The following is a 15,968-nucleotide window of genomic DNA, read 5'->3' on the forward strand; positions in this document are numbered from 1 at the left end:
CTACTTCGCCTGGGACTTGATCTGTTCCACGGCCTCGTTGAAGCCGCCGCTGGTCAGCGACGAGCCAGCCACCTTGGAGACATTGAGTTCATCAATGTCTTTGCCCACGATCTGCGCCGAAATGCCGCTGGCGAACTCCCCTTGGAACTTCTTGGTGTTCGGGTTGGAAGGGTGCGTAGTGATGTTCACTGCGGACACCTTGTCCCCGGCGAGCGTGATCTCCACACCTACGGTTTCCTGGCCGTTGGGGGAGGTGTATGTTCCGTCCGCGCTGTAGGTACCGTCCTTGTAGGTGGTCGAGGTCCCCGTGGTGGAACCGCTGGTGGCAGACGACGAGGGGCTGCTGGTGCTGGCCTGGCCGCCGTTCTCTGCAGCAGGCGTCGACTGCGTTGACGGTGATTGCGTGGAGGGCGCGCAGCCGGTCACCGCCCCAACGAGGGAGAGGCCGGCGATGCCGACGTAGAGGCTCTTGCGGAGTGGCGTAGTCATGGTTCTGCTCGTTTCAACTGGACAAGATTTCGTCAACGGATGTAATTCGGTCAATGGATGACCGCCGAGGCCACCTCTTACGTCTTCACAACGTTGAATTCAGCGTAATGGTTCAGCCTGTGGCTCAAGACAGTCATTTCTGTGTGCCGGCTGTGTCCACATTATCCACATACGGGGCCACCAATTCCGCGACTTTGCAGGCCCCCGGTAGGCTAGATGCGTGACTCCCGAAGAACTCTCTGCTGCCATATCCACCTGCCTTAAGGATGCCGTCTCCGCCGGCGAAATCGCCTTGACGGAATCCGCCGTGCCCGACGAGGTGCGAGTGGAGCGACCCAAGAACCGGGAGCATGGAGACTGGGCCACCAACATCGCCCTGCAGCTGGCCAAGCAGGCCGGGACAAATCCGCGGGAATTCGCCGGAATCCTGAGTGATCGACTCAAGGGGATCAGCGGGGTCACCGGCGTGGAGATTGCAGGCCCCGGCTTCCTTAACATCACCGTCGATGCTGCCACCGCCGGCGCCCTCGCGAAGGTCATCGTTGAGGCAGGTGCCACGTATGGGACCAACCAGGCGCTCGCAGGCCGTGTGGTCAACATGGAGTTTGTGTCTGCGAACCCCACCGGCCCGCTGCACATCGGCCACACCCGCTGGGCTGCCTTGGGTGACGCGATCGCGCGTGTCCTTCGTGCATCCGGCGCCGATGTCACAGCGGAGTACTACATCAACGACGCCGGCTCGCAGATGAACGTCTTCGCCAACTCGGTGCTGTCCCGGCTCCACGGCCGCGGCGTACCGGAGGGTGGCTACCCCGGCGAGTACATCGTGGAATTGGGCGACGAAGTCCTCAAGGCGCACCCGGGCATTCGTGAACTGACTGATGAAGCTGCGCTTCCCGTCATTCGGGCAGCCGCCTACGAGGCCCAGATGGCCGACATCAAGACGACACTCGCCGAGTTTGGCGTTGAATTCGACGTCTACTTTTCCGAGAAGGAACTTCACGACGCCGGCGCGATCGAAGCGGCCGTGGCCCGCCTCCGCGAGCAAGGCCACGTGTTCGACGACGGCGGTGCTGTGTGGTTGCGCACCACCGACTTCGGCGACGATAAAGACCGTGTCATGATCCGTGCCAACGGCGAACCTACCTACTTCGCCGCGGATGCCGCCTATTACCTGTCCAAGAAGGACCGCGGCTTCACCGAGAAAATCTACCTCCTTGGCGCAGACCACCACGGCTATATCAACCGCCTCAAGGCCATTGCTGCGTGCGCGGGCGACGATCCAGAAGTGAACATCGAGGTCCTGATTGGCCAGCTTGTGTCCGTCAATGGTGCCAAGCTGTCCAAGCGTGCGGGCAACATCATCGAGCTCAAGGACCTCATTTCCTGGCTCGGCAAGGACGCGGTCCGTTATTCGCTGGCGCGCTTCCCGGCCGACTCGCCGCTGACGCTGGATCCGGAACTGCTGAAGAAGAACAGCAACGAGAACCCTGTGTTCTATGTCCAGTACGCCCACGCCCGTTCCCGCGGCACGGCACGTAACGCGGCAGATGCCGGGGTGGACCGCCAGGTTAATGGCGAGGACGCTTTCGACGCCTCGCTGCTGGACCACGCCACCGAAAATGAGCTGCTTTCCTACCTGGGCAGCTACCCCTCGATCGTGGCCAAGGCTGCCGAACTGCGCGAGCCGCACCGCGTGGCACGCCACCTCGAGGTCATCGCCGGCGCCTACCACCGCTGGTACGACGCCTGCAGGGTCTCGCCCCAGGGCGACGATCCCGTTCAGGACGTCAACCGCACGCGCCTGTGGCTGAACGACGCCACAAGCCAGGTCCTCGCCAATGGACTCGAACTGCTGGGCGTCTCGGCGCCGGAACGGATGTAGGGCAATGAACACACACGCTTCCCCACTCGCTCCAGAGTGGCTGGCTGTTCCCGAAGACCTTAGCGTCCTTCAGTCGCCCATGTGGGCGGCCGGGGTTGAGAAGAACGACGCCGGTGAGGTCACCATCGACGGGATTCCCGTCAGTGAGCTCAAAGCCCGGTTCGGCACGCCGCTGTTCGTGATGAGCGAATCGGACTTCAGGGCCCGGGCGCGCGCGTTCAAGGACGCCTTCGATGCTGCCTTCGCCGATATTTGCGGGGGTGTGGACGTCTACTACGCAGGTAAGTCCTTCCTGTGCACCGCGGTGGCAGCCTGGGTGGCAGAGGAAGGCCTTCGCTTGGACACATGCTCCGGCGGCGAACTCGCCGTCGCTGCACGTGCAGGAATAGACGGCGCCAACCTTGGCCTGCACGGCAACAACAAGTCCGACGCCGAGATCAACCGTGCTCTGGACATGAAGCTCGGCCGGATTGTTGTAGACAGCCTTGACGAGCTTGAGCGCGTGGCGAAGATCGCCTCCGGCCGGGGGGAAACGGCAAAGGTCATGCTGCGCTTGACCCCTGGCGTCCACGCACACACCCACGAGTTCATCGCCACGGCACACGAGGACCAGAAGTTTGGCCTTTCCATGGCGGACGACTCCACGGAGGAGGCAGGCCTGTCCGCGGCAGAAGAAGCCGTAGCCGCAGCGACGTCCTACCCCAGCGTGGAACTCCTGGGCTTGCACTGCCACATCGGTTCGCAGATCTTCGAACCGGACGGCTTCGCAGTCGCTGCAGAGAAACTCCTTGGTTTCCTGGCTGCCATGCAGTCCAAGTACTCCATCGTCCTGCCGGAGCTGGACCTTGGCGGTGGCTACGGCATCGCTTACACGCCGGTGGACACCCCTCGTCCCGCGGCCGAGATTGCGCAGGCGATGGCCGCCGTCGTCCGCTCAAAATGCTCCGAACTCGGCATCGAGTCACCGCGCATTTCGATCGAGCCGGGACGCGCCATTGTCGGCAGCACCACGTTCACGCTGTACGAGGTCGGAACGCTGAAAACGGTTCGCGTTGACGCTCCGGCGGGCGAGGACGGTCCCGGGAACGTTACGTATCCGCGCCGCTATGTGTCAGTGGACGGTGGAATGAGCGACAACGCCCGCCCGGTGCTGTACGACGCGGATTATTCGGCAATTTTGGCCTCGCGCGACTCGGAAGCAGCTCCGCAGCTGTCCCGCGTAGTGGGCAAACATTGCGAGAGCGGCGACATAGTTGTTAGAGATGTATATCTGCCCGCGGATGTGGCAGCCGGTGATTTGCTCGCAGTACCGGGTACCGGCGCCTACTGCTGGGCCCTTTCCAGCAACTACAACTACCTGGCCCGGCCTGGCGTTGTCGCTGTGCGCGACGGAGCCGCCAGGCTGATTGTCCGCGGGGAAACCGAAGAAGATCTCTTGAACCGCGACATGGGAGTGGCGAATGTCTGAAGTGCGAACCCTGAAGGTGGCCCTGCTGGGCTGTGGCAACGTTGGGGCCCAGGTCGCGCGGATTCTGATTGACGACGCCGAGGCACTCGCTGCGCGCAGCGGCGCCCGTCTGGAGTTGTCCGGCATCGCCGTGCGCAACCTCGACTCTCCGCGCGACGTTGAACTGCCGCGCGAGCTGTTCACCACCGACGCCGAAACGCTCGTCAAGGACGCGGACCTGGTGATCGAACTCATGGGTGGAATCGAGCCTGCCCGTTCACTGATCCTGACCGCCATCCAGAACGGCGCCTGCGTTGTCACCGGCAACAAGGCACTGCTTGCCCAGGACGGTCCCACACTCTACGAAGAGGCAGACAAGGCCGGCGTCCAGCTGTCTTACGAAGCCGCAGTGGCCGGCGCCATCCCCATCCTGCGCCCCATCCGCGACAGCCTCTCCGGCGACCGCATCACGCGCGTGCTGGGCATCGTCAACGGCACCACCAACTTCATCCTTGACCAGATGGACAGCACGGGTGCCCAGTTCGCCGATGCCCTGGCAGAAGCCCAGCGTCTTGGCTACGCCGAAGCAGACCCCACGGCCGACGTCGAAGGTCATGACGCTGCCGCGAAGGCAGCCATCCTTGCGTCACTGTCCTTCCACACACGTTTCTCCCTGGACGACGTCTACTGCGAAGGCATCACCAAGGTCAGCGCTGCGGACATCGCGTCGGCCAAGGAAGCCGGCTTTGTCATCAAGCTGCTGGCGATCGCCGAGAAGATCGACTCATCGGACAATGGCAGCGGAATTTCCGTGCGCGTCCACCCGACGCTCCTTCCGCGGGAACACCCGCTGGCTGCTGTCCGCGGCGCATTCAACGCTGTGTTCATTGAGGCCGAAAACGCCGGCGAGCTGATGTTCTACGGCCAGGGCGCAGGCGGAACTCCAACCGCATCTGCGGTGCTGGGCGACCTCGTCTCCGCTGCGCGTCGCTTGGTCCTGGGTGGCCCTGGCCGCACGGAAACCACCACCGGCCACGTCCCGGCGCTTAACATCGACGCTTCTACTACGAGCTATTACATCGGCTTGGACGTCGCTGACCAGGCAGGCGTGCTGGCGCGTATCGCGCACATTTTTGCGGAGAACGGCGTCTCGATCGAAATCATGCGTCAGACGATCCACCGTGACTCTGCGTCGAACGTTGAGTCGGCCGAGCTGAAGATCGTGACGCACCGTGCATCCGAAGCTGCACTCGCAGCAACCGTCGAGGCCGTCAAGAGCCTGGACGTCATCAATTCTGTGACATCCGTACTGCGGGTAGAAGGGGTCTAAGTGGCTCACCAATGGCGCGGAGTAATCCGCGAATACGCTGATCGTTTGCCCGTAACGGAAGCCACGAAGGTCATCACCCTCGGCGAGGGCGGCACGCCCCTCGTTCACGCCCAGAAGCTTTCCGAGCTGACCGGCTCGCAGGTGTACCTCAAGGTTGAAGGCATGAACCCCACGGGTTCGTTCAAAGACCGTGGCATGACCATGGCCATGACAGCCGCTGTTGAAGCCGGCGCCAAGGCAGTGGTCTGTGCTTCCACCGGCAACACGTCCGCGTCTGCCGCCGCGTACGCCACTGCTGCCGGACTCAAGTGCGCCGTGCTGGTTCCCGAGGGCAAGATTTCCATGGGCAAGCTGAGCCAGGCCATCGCGCACGGTGCCACCTTGTTGCAGGTGGACGGCAACTTCGACAACTGCCTGGACATCGCCCGGAAGCTCGGCGAGTCCTACCCTGTGTTCCTGGTGAACTCGGTCAACCCGGCCCGCATCCAGGGCCAGAAGACCGGCGCCTTCGAGATCGTAGACTCCCTCGGCGACGCCCCGGACATCCACGTGCTCCCCGTCGGCAATGCCGGCAACATCAGCGCCTACTGGAAGGGCTACAAGGAGTACTCCGCGCCCTTCGAGACCGCGAACGGCACCCTTCCGGCCGTTTCCACGAAGACCCCCATCATGTGGGGCTTCCAGGCAGCCGGCGCGGCACCGTTCGTTGCCGGACACCCGATCACCGAACCCGACACGATCGCCACGGCCATCCGCATCGGCAACCCCGCATCCTGGGACACCGCAGTGGCAGCCCGTGACGAGTCGGGAGGCCTGATTGAAGCCGTCACTGACGATGAAATCCTGGCAGCCCACCGGTGGCTGTCCGCCAAGGAAGGTGTCTTCGTCGAACCCGGTTCGGCCGCCGGCGTCGCAGGCTTGATCAAGAAGCACGCCGCAGGCGAGGTTCCGTCCGGCAAGACCATCGTCATCACCGTTACCGGCCACGGCCTCAAGGATCCGCAGTGGGCCCTTCGCACCGAGGACGGCAGCGACGTCCAGCCCGTCAAGGTGCCGAACGACGTCGTCACCGTTGCCGCCGAACTGGGACTGGAAGAAAAGTAAGAGTGGAATCATCGCAGCCCACCGCGACCGATCGTGCACTTGTCGCGGCAGGCCAGCGGCTGACCGTCAAGGTCCCCGGTACGAGTGCCAATCTGGGTCCCGGCTACGACAGCCTTGGCCTGGCCCTGTCCATTTACGACACCTTGACGGTCGAAACGCTGACCACCGGAGAGCTCGAGTTCGAGCTCTCCGGTGAGGGCGCGGATACCCTTCCCCGCGACGCGAGCCACCTTGTGGTTCGCGCCATTGATCTTGCACTCGACCGTTTGGGCTACCAGCGTGCGGGCCTGCGCATCACGGCAGACAACGTCAATCCGCACGGCCGCGGGTTGGGTTCCTCCGCTTCGGCCGTCGTGGCAGCAGTGACCGCAGCCAACGCACTGGTTCCCGAGGAAGCACGGCAGGACCGCGACTGGATCCTGCAGCTGACCAGTGAGATGGAAGGCCACCCAGACAACGTCGCCCCCGCCATTTTCGGCGGACTGGCGCTGTCATGGCAGGACAGCGAGCAGTACAGCAGCACGCGCGCGGACGTCGCGCCGTCAGTTATTCCTGTAGTTGCCGTGCCGGACTATGAGCTCTCTACAGAAACGGCGCGCGGACTCCTTCCGGCGTCGATCGGTCACCACGCTGCCGCAATGAACTCCGGGCGTGCGGCGCTGCTGATCCACGCCCTCACCACGCAGCCGGAGTTCCTGCTGCCTGGTACCGAGGATTACCTGCACCAGAGCTACCGTGCCCAGGCCATGCGCCCGAGCGCGGACCTCATAGCGGCCCTCCGTTCTGCCGGTCATGCGGCTGTTGTCTCTGGGGCCGGGCCCACCGTCATGGTTCTGGCCAACGGCAGCGGCGAGGCCGCCAGGATTGCTGAACTCATCGAGGCGTTCACTGCGGCCAACACACCCGATGTCGGCTGGCGTGTGATGACGCTGGCTGTGGACGTTGAAGGTGCTAGAGTGGAAGTGCACCGCCGGTAAAGCCGCGGGCAGTTCCCTGATTTTGGATTTCGGTGATTTCGCCGTTCCTTTCGTCAACTGTGCCAACGCCCTGATGGTGCCGTCTCCTTCCGGCCTGTCTCAGGTGCCGCAGAACTCTCTCTGTTTCCTGAACTCTTAGTCGGCTGTCCGGGTAACTGGAATCAGTGAAGACGATCAGTATCCGGCCTTGCTGGCCACAAATCCGTCCGGCAAGGCCGACATCACCGGCTGCAGATCTGAACTGCAGCCCAGAACAAATCATCGCGTCCAGCTCTTGCTCTGGACGCCGTCGAGGGGGAAGGATCCTTCGTGACAGAAACCACTGAGCTGGCTTCAGCTGTGGACACCACATCTTCTGCTGCCGAGTCGTCAACGGCCGCAACCACCAAGAGCAGCGGCCTTGCAGGCCTTAAGCTCGCCCAGCTTCAGGCTCTCGCGAGCCAGCTGGGCATCTCCGGGGGGTCCCGTATGCGTAAGGGGGATTTGGTCACGGCCATTTCCGCCCACCGCGCGGGGACGAGCACTGTGAAGGCTCCGGCCAAGGCGACGGCAAAGGCCGCAGCCCCGGCTAAGGAAGCTCCTGCAGCCGAGGCCAAGGCCACCGAGACCAGCGCCCCTGCGGCCGGGTCTGCCGAAGCGCCCGTCCAGGAAGCTCCCCGCGGCCGTGGCCGTGGTCGCAGCCGCCGGGCAACGAGCGACGGCGTCGTGGCAGCTCCCGCTGCCGAGGCCACCGAAGCTCCGGCTGCTGCCGCTGTTGAGGTACCCGCTGCTGCCGCACCGGAGGCCGGTGACGCTGCTGCTGAGCGCCGCCAGCCCCGCACCCGCAACCGTCGCCGCGGCGAAGCTGCCGCAGCCCCGGTCGAAACCGCCGAGGCACCCGCAGCAGAGCCGCGCACGGAGCGGGAACCCCGTGAACAGCGCGAACCGCGTGAACAGCGCGAGCCCCGTGAGCAGCGCGAACCGCGCGAACAGCGTTCTGAGCAGCGCGAGCAGGCCGGCGAGTCCGCTGAGCCGGCCCAGCGTGAGCGCCGCGACAACACCCGCGGTCGCCGTGAAGACACCATCGACGTCGAAGAGACCGGCAACCGCCGCAATCGACGCAACCGTCGTGACCGCAACGAGCCCAATGACCGCCGCGGGGGTCAGGACAGCCGTGACGGAAACACCCGCAGCGACCGATTCCGCGACCGGAACGAACGCCGTCGCGGCCGTGCCCAGGGACCGGATGTCGACGACGTCGAGGTTACCGAAGACGACGTCCTGCTGCCCGTGGCCGGCATTCTGGACGTCCTGGAGAACTACGCCTTCATCCGCACCTCGGGATACCTCCCCGGCGCGAACGATGTCTACGTCTCCTTGGCCCAGGTCAAGAAGTACAACCTGCGCAAGGGCGACGCCGTAGTCGGTGCCATCCGCGCCCCGCGTGATGGTGAAGACCGTAACCAGCAGTCCTCACGCCAGAAGTTCAACGCACTTGTCCGTGTCACTTCGGTCAACGGCAAGACGCCTGAAGAACTGAAGGACCGCGTCGAGTTCGCCAAGCTCGTCCCGCTCTACCCGTCCGAACGTCTGCGCCTCGAAACGGATCCCAAGAAGATCGGACCGCGTGTCATCGACCTCGTGGCCCCGATTGGCAAGGGCCAGCGTGGCCTGATCGTCTCCCCGCCCAAGGCCGGAAAGACGCTCATCCTGCAGTCCATTGCGAACGCAATCACCACCAACAACCCTGAGGTCCACCTCATGATGGTGCTGGTTGACGAACGTCCGGAAGAAGTCACGGACATGCAGCGCACCGTCAAGGGTGAGGTCATTGCCTCCACCTTCGACCGTCCCGCCGACGATCACACCACCGTTGCTGAACTCTCCATCGAGCGCGCCAAGCGTCTTGTGGAGATGGGCATGGACGTGGTGGTCCTGCTGGACTCCATGACCCGATTGGGCCGCGCGTACAACCTGGCAGCACCGGCTTCCGGCCGAATCCTGTCCGGTGGTGTTGACTCCGCAGCGCTGTACCCGCCGAAGCGCTTCTTCGGTGCAGCTCGCAACATCGAAAACGGCGGCTCGCTGACCATTCTGGCAACCGCGCTCGTCGAGACCGGTTCCAAGATGGACGAGGTCATCTTCGAAGAGTTCAAGGGCACCGGCAACATGGAGCTCCGCTTGTCCCGCCAGTTGGCAGATAAGCGCATCTTCCCGGCTGTTGACGTCAACGCCTCCGGTACCCGTCGCGAAGAAAACCTGCTCTCGGCTGAGGAAGTCAAGATCATGTGGAAGCTGCGCCGGGTCCTCTCCGGTCTGGAGCAGCAGCAGAGCCTTGAGCTGCTGACCAACAAGATCCGGGAGACGCAGAGCAACGTCGAGTTCCTCATGCAGGTTCAGAAGACGACGCTTGGAGCGAAGTCGGACAACGACAAATAGCGTTACGTGGGGTGGGGCCGTCAAGCAATTTTGCCGGCCCCGCCCCTTCGCGTTGCTGCTGACGTACTGCGTACGTCAGCAGCAACGTTACGAAAGGCCCGATGCCACTCCCGGGCCGGCAAAATTACTCGACGGCGGACTCGTCACCTTTGCGTCCGGCCGTCATCTCCCCGTGCGGGAAATTCGTGCGGCCTACGGAATCGTCGGCGCAAATTAGACTTGGATACGAGTCGAAAGAGGTTTGAAAATGTTTGAGTCCGTACAGGGATTGCTTGACGAGCATGCTGCTATCCAGGCGCAGTTGAGTGATCCTGCTGTTTATGCCGATCAGTCTGCGGCCCGCAAGTTGGGCCGGCGTTCTGCTCAGCTCCAGGGCATCGTGGAGGCGTACAACAAGTGGCGCGGGCTTAACGATGACCTTGAAGCTGCCAAGGAGATGGCTGAAGAGGATCCCGACTTCGCCGCTGAGGTGGAGGTGCTGCAGGAGCAGATTCCCGCCGCCGAGGAAAGGCTTCGCCGTCTCCTGATCCCGCGCGATCCCGACGACGCCCGCAACGTCATTCTTGAAGTAAAGGGCGGCGAAGGCGGCGACGAAGCTGCATTGTTCGCCGGCGACCTGCTGCGTATGTACATGCGCTACGCCGAATCCCGCGGTTGGAAGACCGAAATGATCTCCGCCACCGAATCGGACCTGGGCGGCTACAAGGACGTTTCCGTTGCGATCAAGGGCAACTCCAACGACCCCGCTTTGGGCGTCTTTGCCCGCTTGAAATTTGAGGGTGGCGTGCACCGCGTGCAGCGCGTTCCCGTAACGGAATCCCAAGGCCGCATCCACACATCGGCTGCCGGTGTCCTGGTGCTCCCCGAAGTGGACGAGCCAGAAGAGCTTGAGATCAACCAGAACGACCTCAAGATCGACGTTTACCGGTCTTCAGGTCCCGGTGGCCAGTCGGTTAACACCACTGACTCTGCTGTCCGCATCACCCACCTGCCCACGGGCATCGTGGTGGCCATGCAGAACGAAAAGTCGCAGCTGCAGAACCGCGAAGCCGGCATGCGCGTCCTGCGCGCCCGCCTCTTGGCCCACCAGCAGGAGCAGATTGACGCCGCCAACTCCGAGCAGCGCAAGTCGCAGATCCGGACCATGGACCGCTCCGAGCGCATCCGAACTTACAACTTCCCGGAAAACCGCATCGCGGATCACCGGACCGGCTACAAGGCCTACAACCTCGATGCCGTGATGAACGGCGACCTCGAACCCGTCATCCAGTCGGCCATCGAACTGGATGAACAGTCGCGCCTGGATGCCATCGGCGAGTAACAGCCAACAGAGCATATCCATGACGTTTTACCAAGGTCAGAGCCTCGCGGACGCAGTTCGCGAGGCTGCTGCCATTTTGTCCGACGCCGGCGTGCCAACTCCCCGCGTGGACGCAGAACTGCTCGCCGACCATTTGCTCGGAGTGGGCCTTGGCCGTTTGCGGGCCATGCTCCTCGGGGATGCACTGGCTCCTGAAGGCTACGGTGAACTGGTTGCCGAGCGTGCCGGACGCGTGCCGCTGCAACACATCACCGGCGTCGCGTATTTCCGGCACCTTGAGCTACGGGTGGGTCCGGGGGTTTTCATCCCGCGGCCCGAGACCGAATCCGTGGTTCAGTTGGTCATTGACCATTTGGCTGGCGTGCCGCACCCAAAGGTGGTGGATCTCGGTACGGGTTCCGGTGCGATTGCCGGTTCAATTGCGCACGAAGTACCCGGTGCTGAGGTCCATGCCGTGGAGTTCAGCGTCTTTGCCCATGCCTGGGCTGTCAGGAACCTCGAGCCCCTCGGCGTTAGGTTGATCCAAGGCGATCTACGTGATGCGCTACCCGAGCACGACGGAACCTTCGACGTCGTCGTGTCCAACCCGCCGTATATCCCCGCAGAAGCGATCCCGAACGAACCCGAAGTTGCACTCCACGATCCCCCCGAAGCACTGTATGGCGGGGGAGCGGACGGTATGGAACTGCCGACGGCGGCAGCCGCGTCAGCGGCGCGTCTCCTGAAACCAGGTGGCTACTTCGTGATGGAACACGCCGAAGTGCAAGCGGCGTGGATCGCAGGCATGATGCAACGGACGGGAAACTGGACTCAGATCACTACACACTTTGACCTGAACGGTAAGGAACGTGCCACGAGCGCGGTGCTGGCAAACACCGCCCCCGATGAGTGAAAGAATAGCGCTGTGACCACAACCTACAATTGCACTTCCGATGACCTGCGTGCTGACGGACTTCAGCACGCCCAGCGTGCCATCAGCGAGAAGAAGTGCATCGTGATGCCAACGGACACCGTGTACGGAATCGCCGCTGACGCCTTTTCCCCACTGGCTGTGACGCTGTTGCTGGCTTCGAAAGGCCGTAGCCGGCAGATGCCCCCTCCGGTCCTGATCCCCAGGATCAATGCTCTGGATGGCTTGGCTACCGATGTTCCCGCCGATGCCAGGGCGCTCGCGCAAGCATTCTGGCCGGGCGGGCTGACGCTGATCCTGCACGCTCAGCCTTCCCTCGACTGGGATCTCGGTGAGACCAAGGGCACTGTGGCCCTCAGGATGCCCGATGACGAGATCGCCTTGGAGCTACTTGCCCTGACCGGGCCCCTCGCCGTGTCCTCGGCGAATCGTACGGGGCAGGAACCGGCACAGACCGCCTCCGAAGCCCGTATGCAGTTGGCGGAGTCCGTGGAGGTCTACCTTGAGGGCGGCTTCCGCCCAGTGGAGGGCACCGCGGCTGTTTCCTCCACGATCGTCGACGCAACTGCTACACCCTTCCGTGTGGTTCGCCAAGGTGCAGTGTCGCTTGAGCAGCTCCGCGGAATCGTGCCGGCGATCCTCGGCTTTGGCGAAACCGCGGTACCTGAAGCGGAGCCCGAAGCGGAAACTGCGACCGGCATCGACGGCGAGCCAGACGTTGAAGCCCCCGCTGTGGAAGCCCTCCCTGCCGAAGACGTGCCGGCTGGTGCTGACACGACCGACGCCGAAGGTGAGCAGGAAGCGGTGGCCGGTCCCGTCGTCGTCGATGACGCACCGCAGGAATCCCTTGAACCGAACGCTGCACGCGAGGCCAAGCCCGAATGATCGCTGAGCGTCAGCGCGTCCCCGTCCTCGACGTCGACGCCACTCCGCTGCGCGTCGATGACCTCGTCGATGTCTTGGGTGGGCTCATCGCGGCGGGCGACTCCAAGACGGTGCTCGGCCACAATCTTCATAGTGTTACGCTGCTCCACTCGTGTGCCGACTTTCGAGCCCTCTACCAGGGCAGCTCCGTTGTCCTTCTGGACGGCGCACCTGTGGCTATGCTGTGGGGGTTGGCCCACCGAAAGCAGCTCAGTGCTTCAGGCCAGGGTCCGATGTCTTATCGGCTGGGCTCTATGGACTGGATACCGGCGCTTGGGGGAGTGCAAGGACTGGAACGCGTGGCCGTCATTGGCGCGGGACGCGACGCCAACACCAAGGCAGTAGCGCAACTTCAATCGATTGTTCCCGGCGCGTCCGTCGAAGGCATGCCCGGCGAGGCCTGGGACGATGCTTTGGAGGTCGCCGTGGTGGACTGGCTAAAGGCCTTCCGTCCGCAACTGGTCCTTCTGGGTCTCGGTATGCCACTCCAGGAATCCGTCCTGGGACGCAGGCTCGCCGAACTGCCTCCAGCCGTGTATTGTGCCGTGGGCGGTGCCATTGAACAGATTGCCGGCGTCCAGAAGCTGGCTCCCCGATGGCTGGGACGGCTGGGCCTTGAATGGGCGTGGCGCCTGGTCCTTCATCCGGGCCGGGTTGCTTACCGCGTCTTCATTGAGCCCTGGAAGCTTGCAGCGCTGCTGATTCGGCGCCGCCTCCAACCACCCCATACCGAAGGCAAGTAAATGACGTCTAAACCTGTTGTGGTCGCTGTCGTAGTGACCTATAACCGGCGGGAACTCCTGGAAACCACGCTGGGCGGCATCGCCTCCGGCACGCTGGTGCCTGATGCCGTGGTCATTATCGACAATGCCTCCACGGACGCCACCGCAGAATACCTGCGCTCGTATGAGGGACCGGTCCCCACGGATGTCGTGACACTCAAAACCAACGTGGGTGGTGCCGGAGGCTTTGTGGTGGGCATGGAACGCGCCCTGCTGGACCACAGCGCTGACTACGTGTGGATCATGGATGACGACACAGAACCGCAGGCGGGTGCACTCCGTGAGGCATTGGACGTGTCGGAGGCATACGAGCACGAGACCGGCGACGCGCCGGCGTTCATTGCGAGTCGGGTGGTGTGGACCGACGGACGAGACCATCCCATGAACCGCATGCGCCCAAGGATTGGCGCCAGCGTGGAAGCACGGACCGTCGCGTCGCGGATCGGTGCTGTTCAGATTCGCAGCGCATCCTTCGTTTCGGTGCTCATGAGGGCCGAAGAGATTCGCAGGCACGGATTGCCGATCGCCGACTACTTCATCTGGAACGATGACCTGGAATACACGGCCAGGGTCTCACGTCACGGCGTGGCGCTGGCAACCGCTGCATCCGTCGCCAACCACCACACCAAGGTTTTCGGCGACGCAGGCGCAGATCCAGGCCCCCGCTTCTACTACGAAGTGCGCAATAAGCTGTGGGTCTACACGCGCTCGAATGCCCTGACGCCGTGGGAAAAGGTGCTGTTCACCGGAGCATCCCTGCGTAACTGGACACGGACCATCGCGTCATCCCCCAACCGCAGAGTGTTGCTGGCAGGCTTCCTTAAGGGCCTCCGTCATAGCTTGAAAGCTCCGCGGTCCAACGCTGCAGTGCTCGATGGAATCTACCCATTGCGCAACGTGCAGGAGCAAGCGAAGTAAAAGCCAAGCCGTAAAGCCGCTGCGAATCAAGCTGCGGTCCTCCGGCTGTGTCACGAAGCGGTCACGGCCGTTGGCATTAGTATCGTGACTAGAGTCCACTGAAATCCAGCTACATTCGGCACAGCCGGTGCAGGCATGGCGACGGAGTAGTTCCATTTATCGACAGACAGAATTCCAGACCTTGAGCTGCCCAGAACTACACGACTTTTCGGCGACGCCCTGGCTGCGTCAGCTGGTCCACGTCTCTGGTGGCGCCGGCGCCGTACGCCTTGGAGCCGCATCATGATCATGTATCTGCTGATGATGCTCACTGCTGCCGTGGTGGCATACGCGGGAACATGGGGTGCCCGCGTCCTGGGTAACCGCCTGCGGCTGTACCGTCCCATCAGGAGCAGGGACATGCACTCGTCGCTGATTTCCAAGCTCGGGGGGCTGGGGATCTTTGCCGGCTTCTTTGTAGCATTGGTTGTGGCGAGCAACTCCTTCTTTGTGAAGGACATCTTCCGGCATAACGACGCCCCGTGGGGAATTCTGGCCGGAGCCATGGTGATCGTGGCTGTTGGTGTGGCCGACGACATCCTGGACATTCGCTGGTGGATCAAACTCATGGGCCAGGCCGCCGCTGCTTTGATCGTGGCTATCTGGGGCGTCCGGATGTCAGTAGTGCCGTTCATTCCCGAGCCGATCGTCATCGAATCCGAGCTCGTCCAAATTGTGCTCACCGCCGGACTCATCGTCACCACCATGAATGCGGTGAACTTCATCGACGGGCTTGATGGCTTGGCCGCTGGCGTGGCGACGATTGGTGGCGGCGCCTTCTTCCTCACCGCCTACTGGGTCCACAGGAATAATCCATCCACAGACAACTCGGATCTCGCGACGCTCCTCATGGCAATCCTCGTGGGTGCGTGCCTCGGGTTCCTTCCGCACAACTGGTTCCCGGCAAAGATCTTCATGGGCGACTCCGGAGCCATGTTGATCGGGCTGCTCATGGCCTCGGCAGGTGTGGTGGCGACGGGGCAAATCGGTTCCGGCCTTTACGACCGCGCAAACGGTATTCCCACCATCATTCCCATCCTGCTTCCGTTCGCTGTCCTGTCCCTTCCGCTGCTCGACTTCGGCATGGCAGTGATCAGGCGTACAGCCAGGGGCCAGTCGCCCTGGTCAGCAGACCGCGGACACCTTCATCACAAGCTCGTGGACCTTGGGTACTCCCACCGGACGGCTGTTGTGATGCTGTACGTATGGACTTGCATCCTGGCGTTCGGCGGCGTGGCCTTCGCTGTGTTCCCTTGGCAGATCGTGCTGATCGTGGACGTGGCCGCTGCCCTTGTCATGGCTGTTGTGACCGCCTGGCCGTACTTCGCCCGCAAAGCGTTGCCATCGGGGGAGTAGTGCATGACGCCGGGTTATCGTCACAGTTCTATCTCATGTAGAATTCTTACTGCGGACAGTCACTCGCC

The 15,968-nt window shown here is 63.1% G+C and carries 13 protein-coding genes; 12 read left to right on the forward strand and 1 reads right to left on the reverse strand.

The genetic code is table 11. The annotated features are described in order from the left end of the window. Positions 1 to 489, reverse strand: a complete 489-nt coding sequence (locus ACIQC5_RS03695; RefSeq protein WP_400278483.1) for a hypothetical protein — start codon at positions 487 to 489, stop codon at positions 1 to 3. A 220-nt stretch (positions 490 to 709) separates the two neighbouring features. Here ACIQC5_RS03695 and argS point away from each other — a divergent pair, with 220 nt between their 5' ends. The 12 genes from argS to ACIQC5_RS03755 all read left to right on the forward strand — a co-directional run bounded on the left by argS (position 710) and on the right by ACIQC5_RS03755 (position 15,900). Next, on the forward strand, positions 710 to 2,374 hold the full coding sequence (gene argS, locus ACIQC5_RS03700; RefSeq protein ID WP_400278485.1) for an arginine--tRNA ligase: 1,665 nt from the start codon (positions 710 to 712) through the stop codon (positions 2,372 to 2,374). A 4-nt stretch (positions 2,375 to 2,378) separates the two neighbouring features. Continuing rightward, positions 2,379 to 3,842: a diaminopimelate decarboxylase gene (gene lysA / locus ACIQC5_RS03705; RefSeq protein ID WP_400278486.1), complete on the forward strand. Its 1,464-nt coding sequence runs from the start codon at positions 2,379 to 2,381 to the stop codon at positions 3,840 to 3,842. Beyond that, positions 3,835 to 5,151: a homoserine dehydrogenase gene (locus ACIQC5_RS03710; RefSeq protein WP_400278488.1), complete on the forward strand. Its 1,317-nt coding sequence runs from the start codon at positions 3,835 to 3,837 to the stop codon at positions 5,149 to 5,151. Before lysA ends, ACIQC5_RS03710 begins: the two co-directional genes overlap by 8 nt. Next, a complete protein-coding gene (gene thrC, locus ACIQC5_RS03715; protein WP_400278489.1) occupies positions 5,152 to 6,255 on the forward strand; it encodes a threonine synthase in 1,104 nt (367 codons plus the stop codon). 2 nt (positions 6,256 to 6,257) lie between these two features. Then, complete coding sequence (gene thrB, locus ACIQC5_RS03720) at positions 6,258 to 7,232, forward strand: homoserine kinase (RefSeq protein WP_400278491.1); 975 nt, start codon at positions 6,258 to 6,260, stop codon at positions 7,230 to 7,232. Between the two features lie 309 nt (positions 7,233 to 7,541). After that, on the forward strand, positions 7,542 to 9,650 hold the full coding sequence (rho, locus tag ACIQC5_RS03725) for a transcription termination factor Rho (protein ID WP_400278492.1): 2,109 nt from the start codon (positions 7,542 to 7,544) through the stop codon (positions 9,648 to 9,650). A 247-nt stretch (positions 9,651 to 9,897) separates the two neighbouring features. Continuing rightward, positions 9,898 to 10,971 carry a peptide chain release factor 1 gene (prfA, locus tag ACIQC5_RS03730; RefSeq protein ID WP_400278493.1) on the forward strand — a complete coding sequence of 358 codons (1,074 nt, stop codon included), beginning with the start codon at positions 9,898 to 9,900 and terminating at the stop codon, positions 10,969 to 10,971. A gap of 19 nt (positions 10,972 to 10,990) precedes the next feature. Beyond that, a complete protein-coding gene (gene prmC, locus ACIQC5_RS03735; protein WP_400278495.1) occupies positions 10,991 to 11,863 on the forward strand; it encodes a peptide chain release factor N(5)-glutamine methyltransferase in 873 nt (290 codons plus the stop codon). 12 nt (positions 11,864 to 11,875) lie between these two features. Then, the gene (locus ACIQC5_RS03740) at positions 11,876 to 12,766 is read left to right on the forward strand and encodes an L-threonylcarbamoyladenylate synthase (protein ID WP_400278496.1); all 891 of its coding nucleotides are present in this window, start codon (positions 11,876 to 11,878) and stop codon (positions 12,764 to 12,766) included. Further along, a complete protein-coding gene (locus ACIQC5_RS03745; protein ID WP_400278498.1) occupies positions 12,763 to 13,548 on the forward strand; it encodes a WecB/TagA/CpsF family glycosyltransferase in 786 nt (261 codons plus the stop codon). Before ACIQC5_RS03740 ends, ACIQC5_RS03745 begins: the two co-directional genes overlap by 4 nt. Next, the gene (locus ACIQC5_RS03750; protein WP_400278499.1) at positions 13,549 to 14,505 is read left to right on the forward strand and encodes a glycosyltransferase; all 957 of its coding nucleotides are present in this window, start codon (positions 13,549 to 13,551) and stop codon (positions 14,503 to 14,505) included. 282 nt (positions 14,506 to 14,787) lie between these two features. After that, a complete protein-coding gene (locus ACIQC5_RS03755) occupies positions 14,788 to 15,900 on the forward strand; it encodes an MraY family glycosyltransferase (RefSeq protein ID WP_400278500.1) in 1,113 nt (370 codons plus the stop codon). The last annotated feature ends 68 nt before the right edge of the window (positions 15,901 to 15,968 follow it).

It is taken from the genome of Paenarthrobacter sp. NPDC092416, from assembly GCF_044755025.1.
Classification (GTDB): domain Bacteria; phylum Actinomycetota; class Actinomycetes; order Actinomycetales; family Micrococcaceae; genus Arthrobacter.

Coding starts and splice junctions, on each gene's coding strand:
- ACIQC5_RS03695 (WP_400278483.1), bottom strand. CDS start 489: ATGACTACGCCACTCCGCAAGAGCCTCTACGTCGGCATCGCCGGCCTC.
- lysA (WP_400278486.1), top strand. CDS start 2,379: ATGAACACACACGCTTCCCCACTCGCTCCAGAGTGGCTGGCTGTTCCC.
- ACIQC5_RS03710 (WP_400278488.1), top strand. CDS start 3,835: ATGTCTGAAGTGCGAACCCTGAAGGTGGCCCTGCTGGGCTGTGGCAAC.
- prfA (WP_400278493.1), top strand. CDS start 9,898: ATGTTTGAGTCCGTACAGGGATTGCTTGACGAGCATGCTGCTATCCAG.
- prmC (WP_400278495.1), top strand. CDS start 10,991: ATGACGTTTTACCAAGGTCAGAGCCTCGCGGACGCAGTTCGCGAGGCT.
- ACIQC5_RS03745 (WP_400278498.1), top strand. CDS start 12,763: ATGATCGCTGAGCGTCAGCGCGTCCCCGTCCTCGACGTCGACGCCACT.
- ACIQC5_RS03750 (WP_400278499.1), top strand. CDS start 13,549: ATGACGTCTAAACCTGTTGTGGTCGCTGTCGTAGTGACCTATAACCGG.
- ACIQC5_RS03755 (WP_400278500.1), top strand. CDS start 14,788: ATGATCATGTATCTGCTGATGATGCTCACTGCTGCCGTGGTGGCATAC.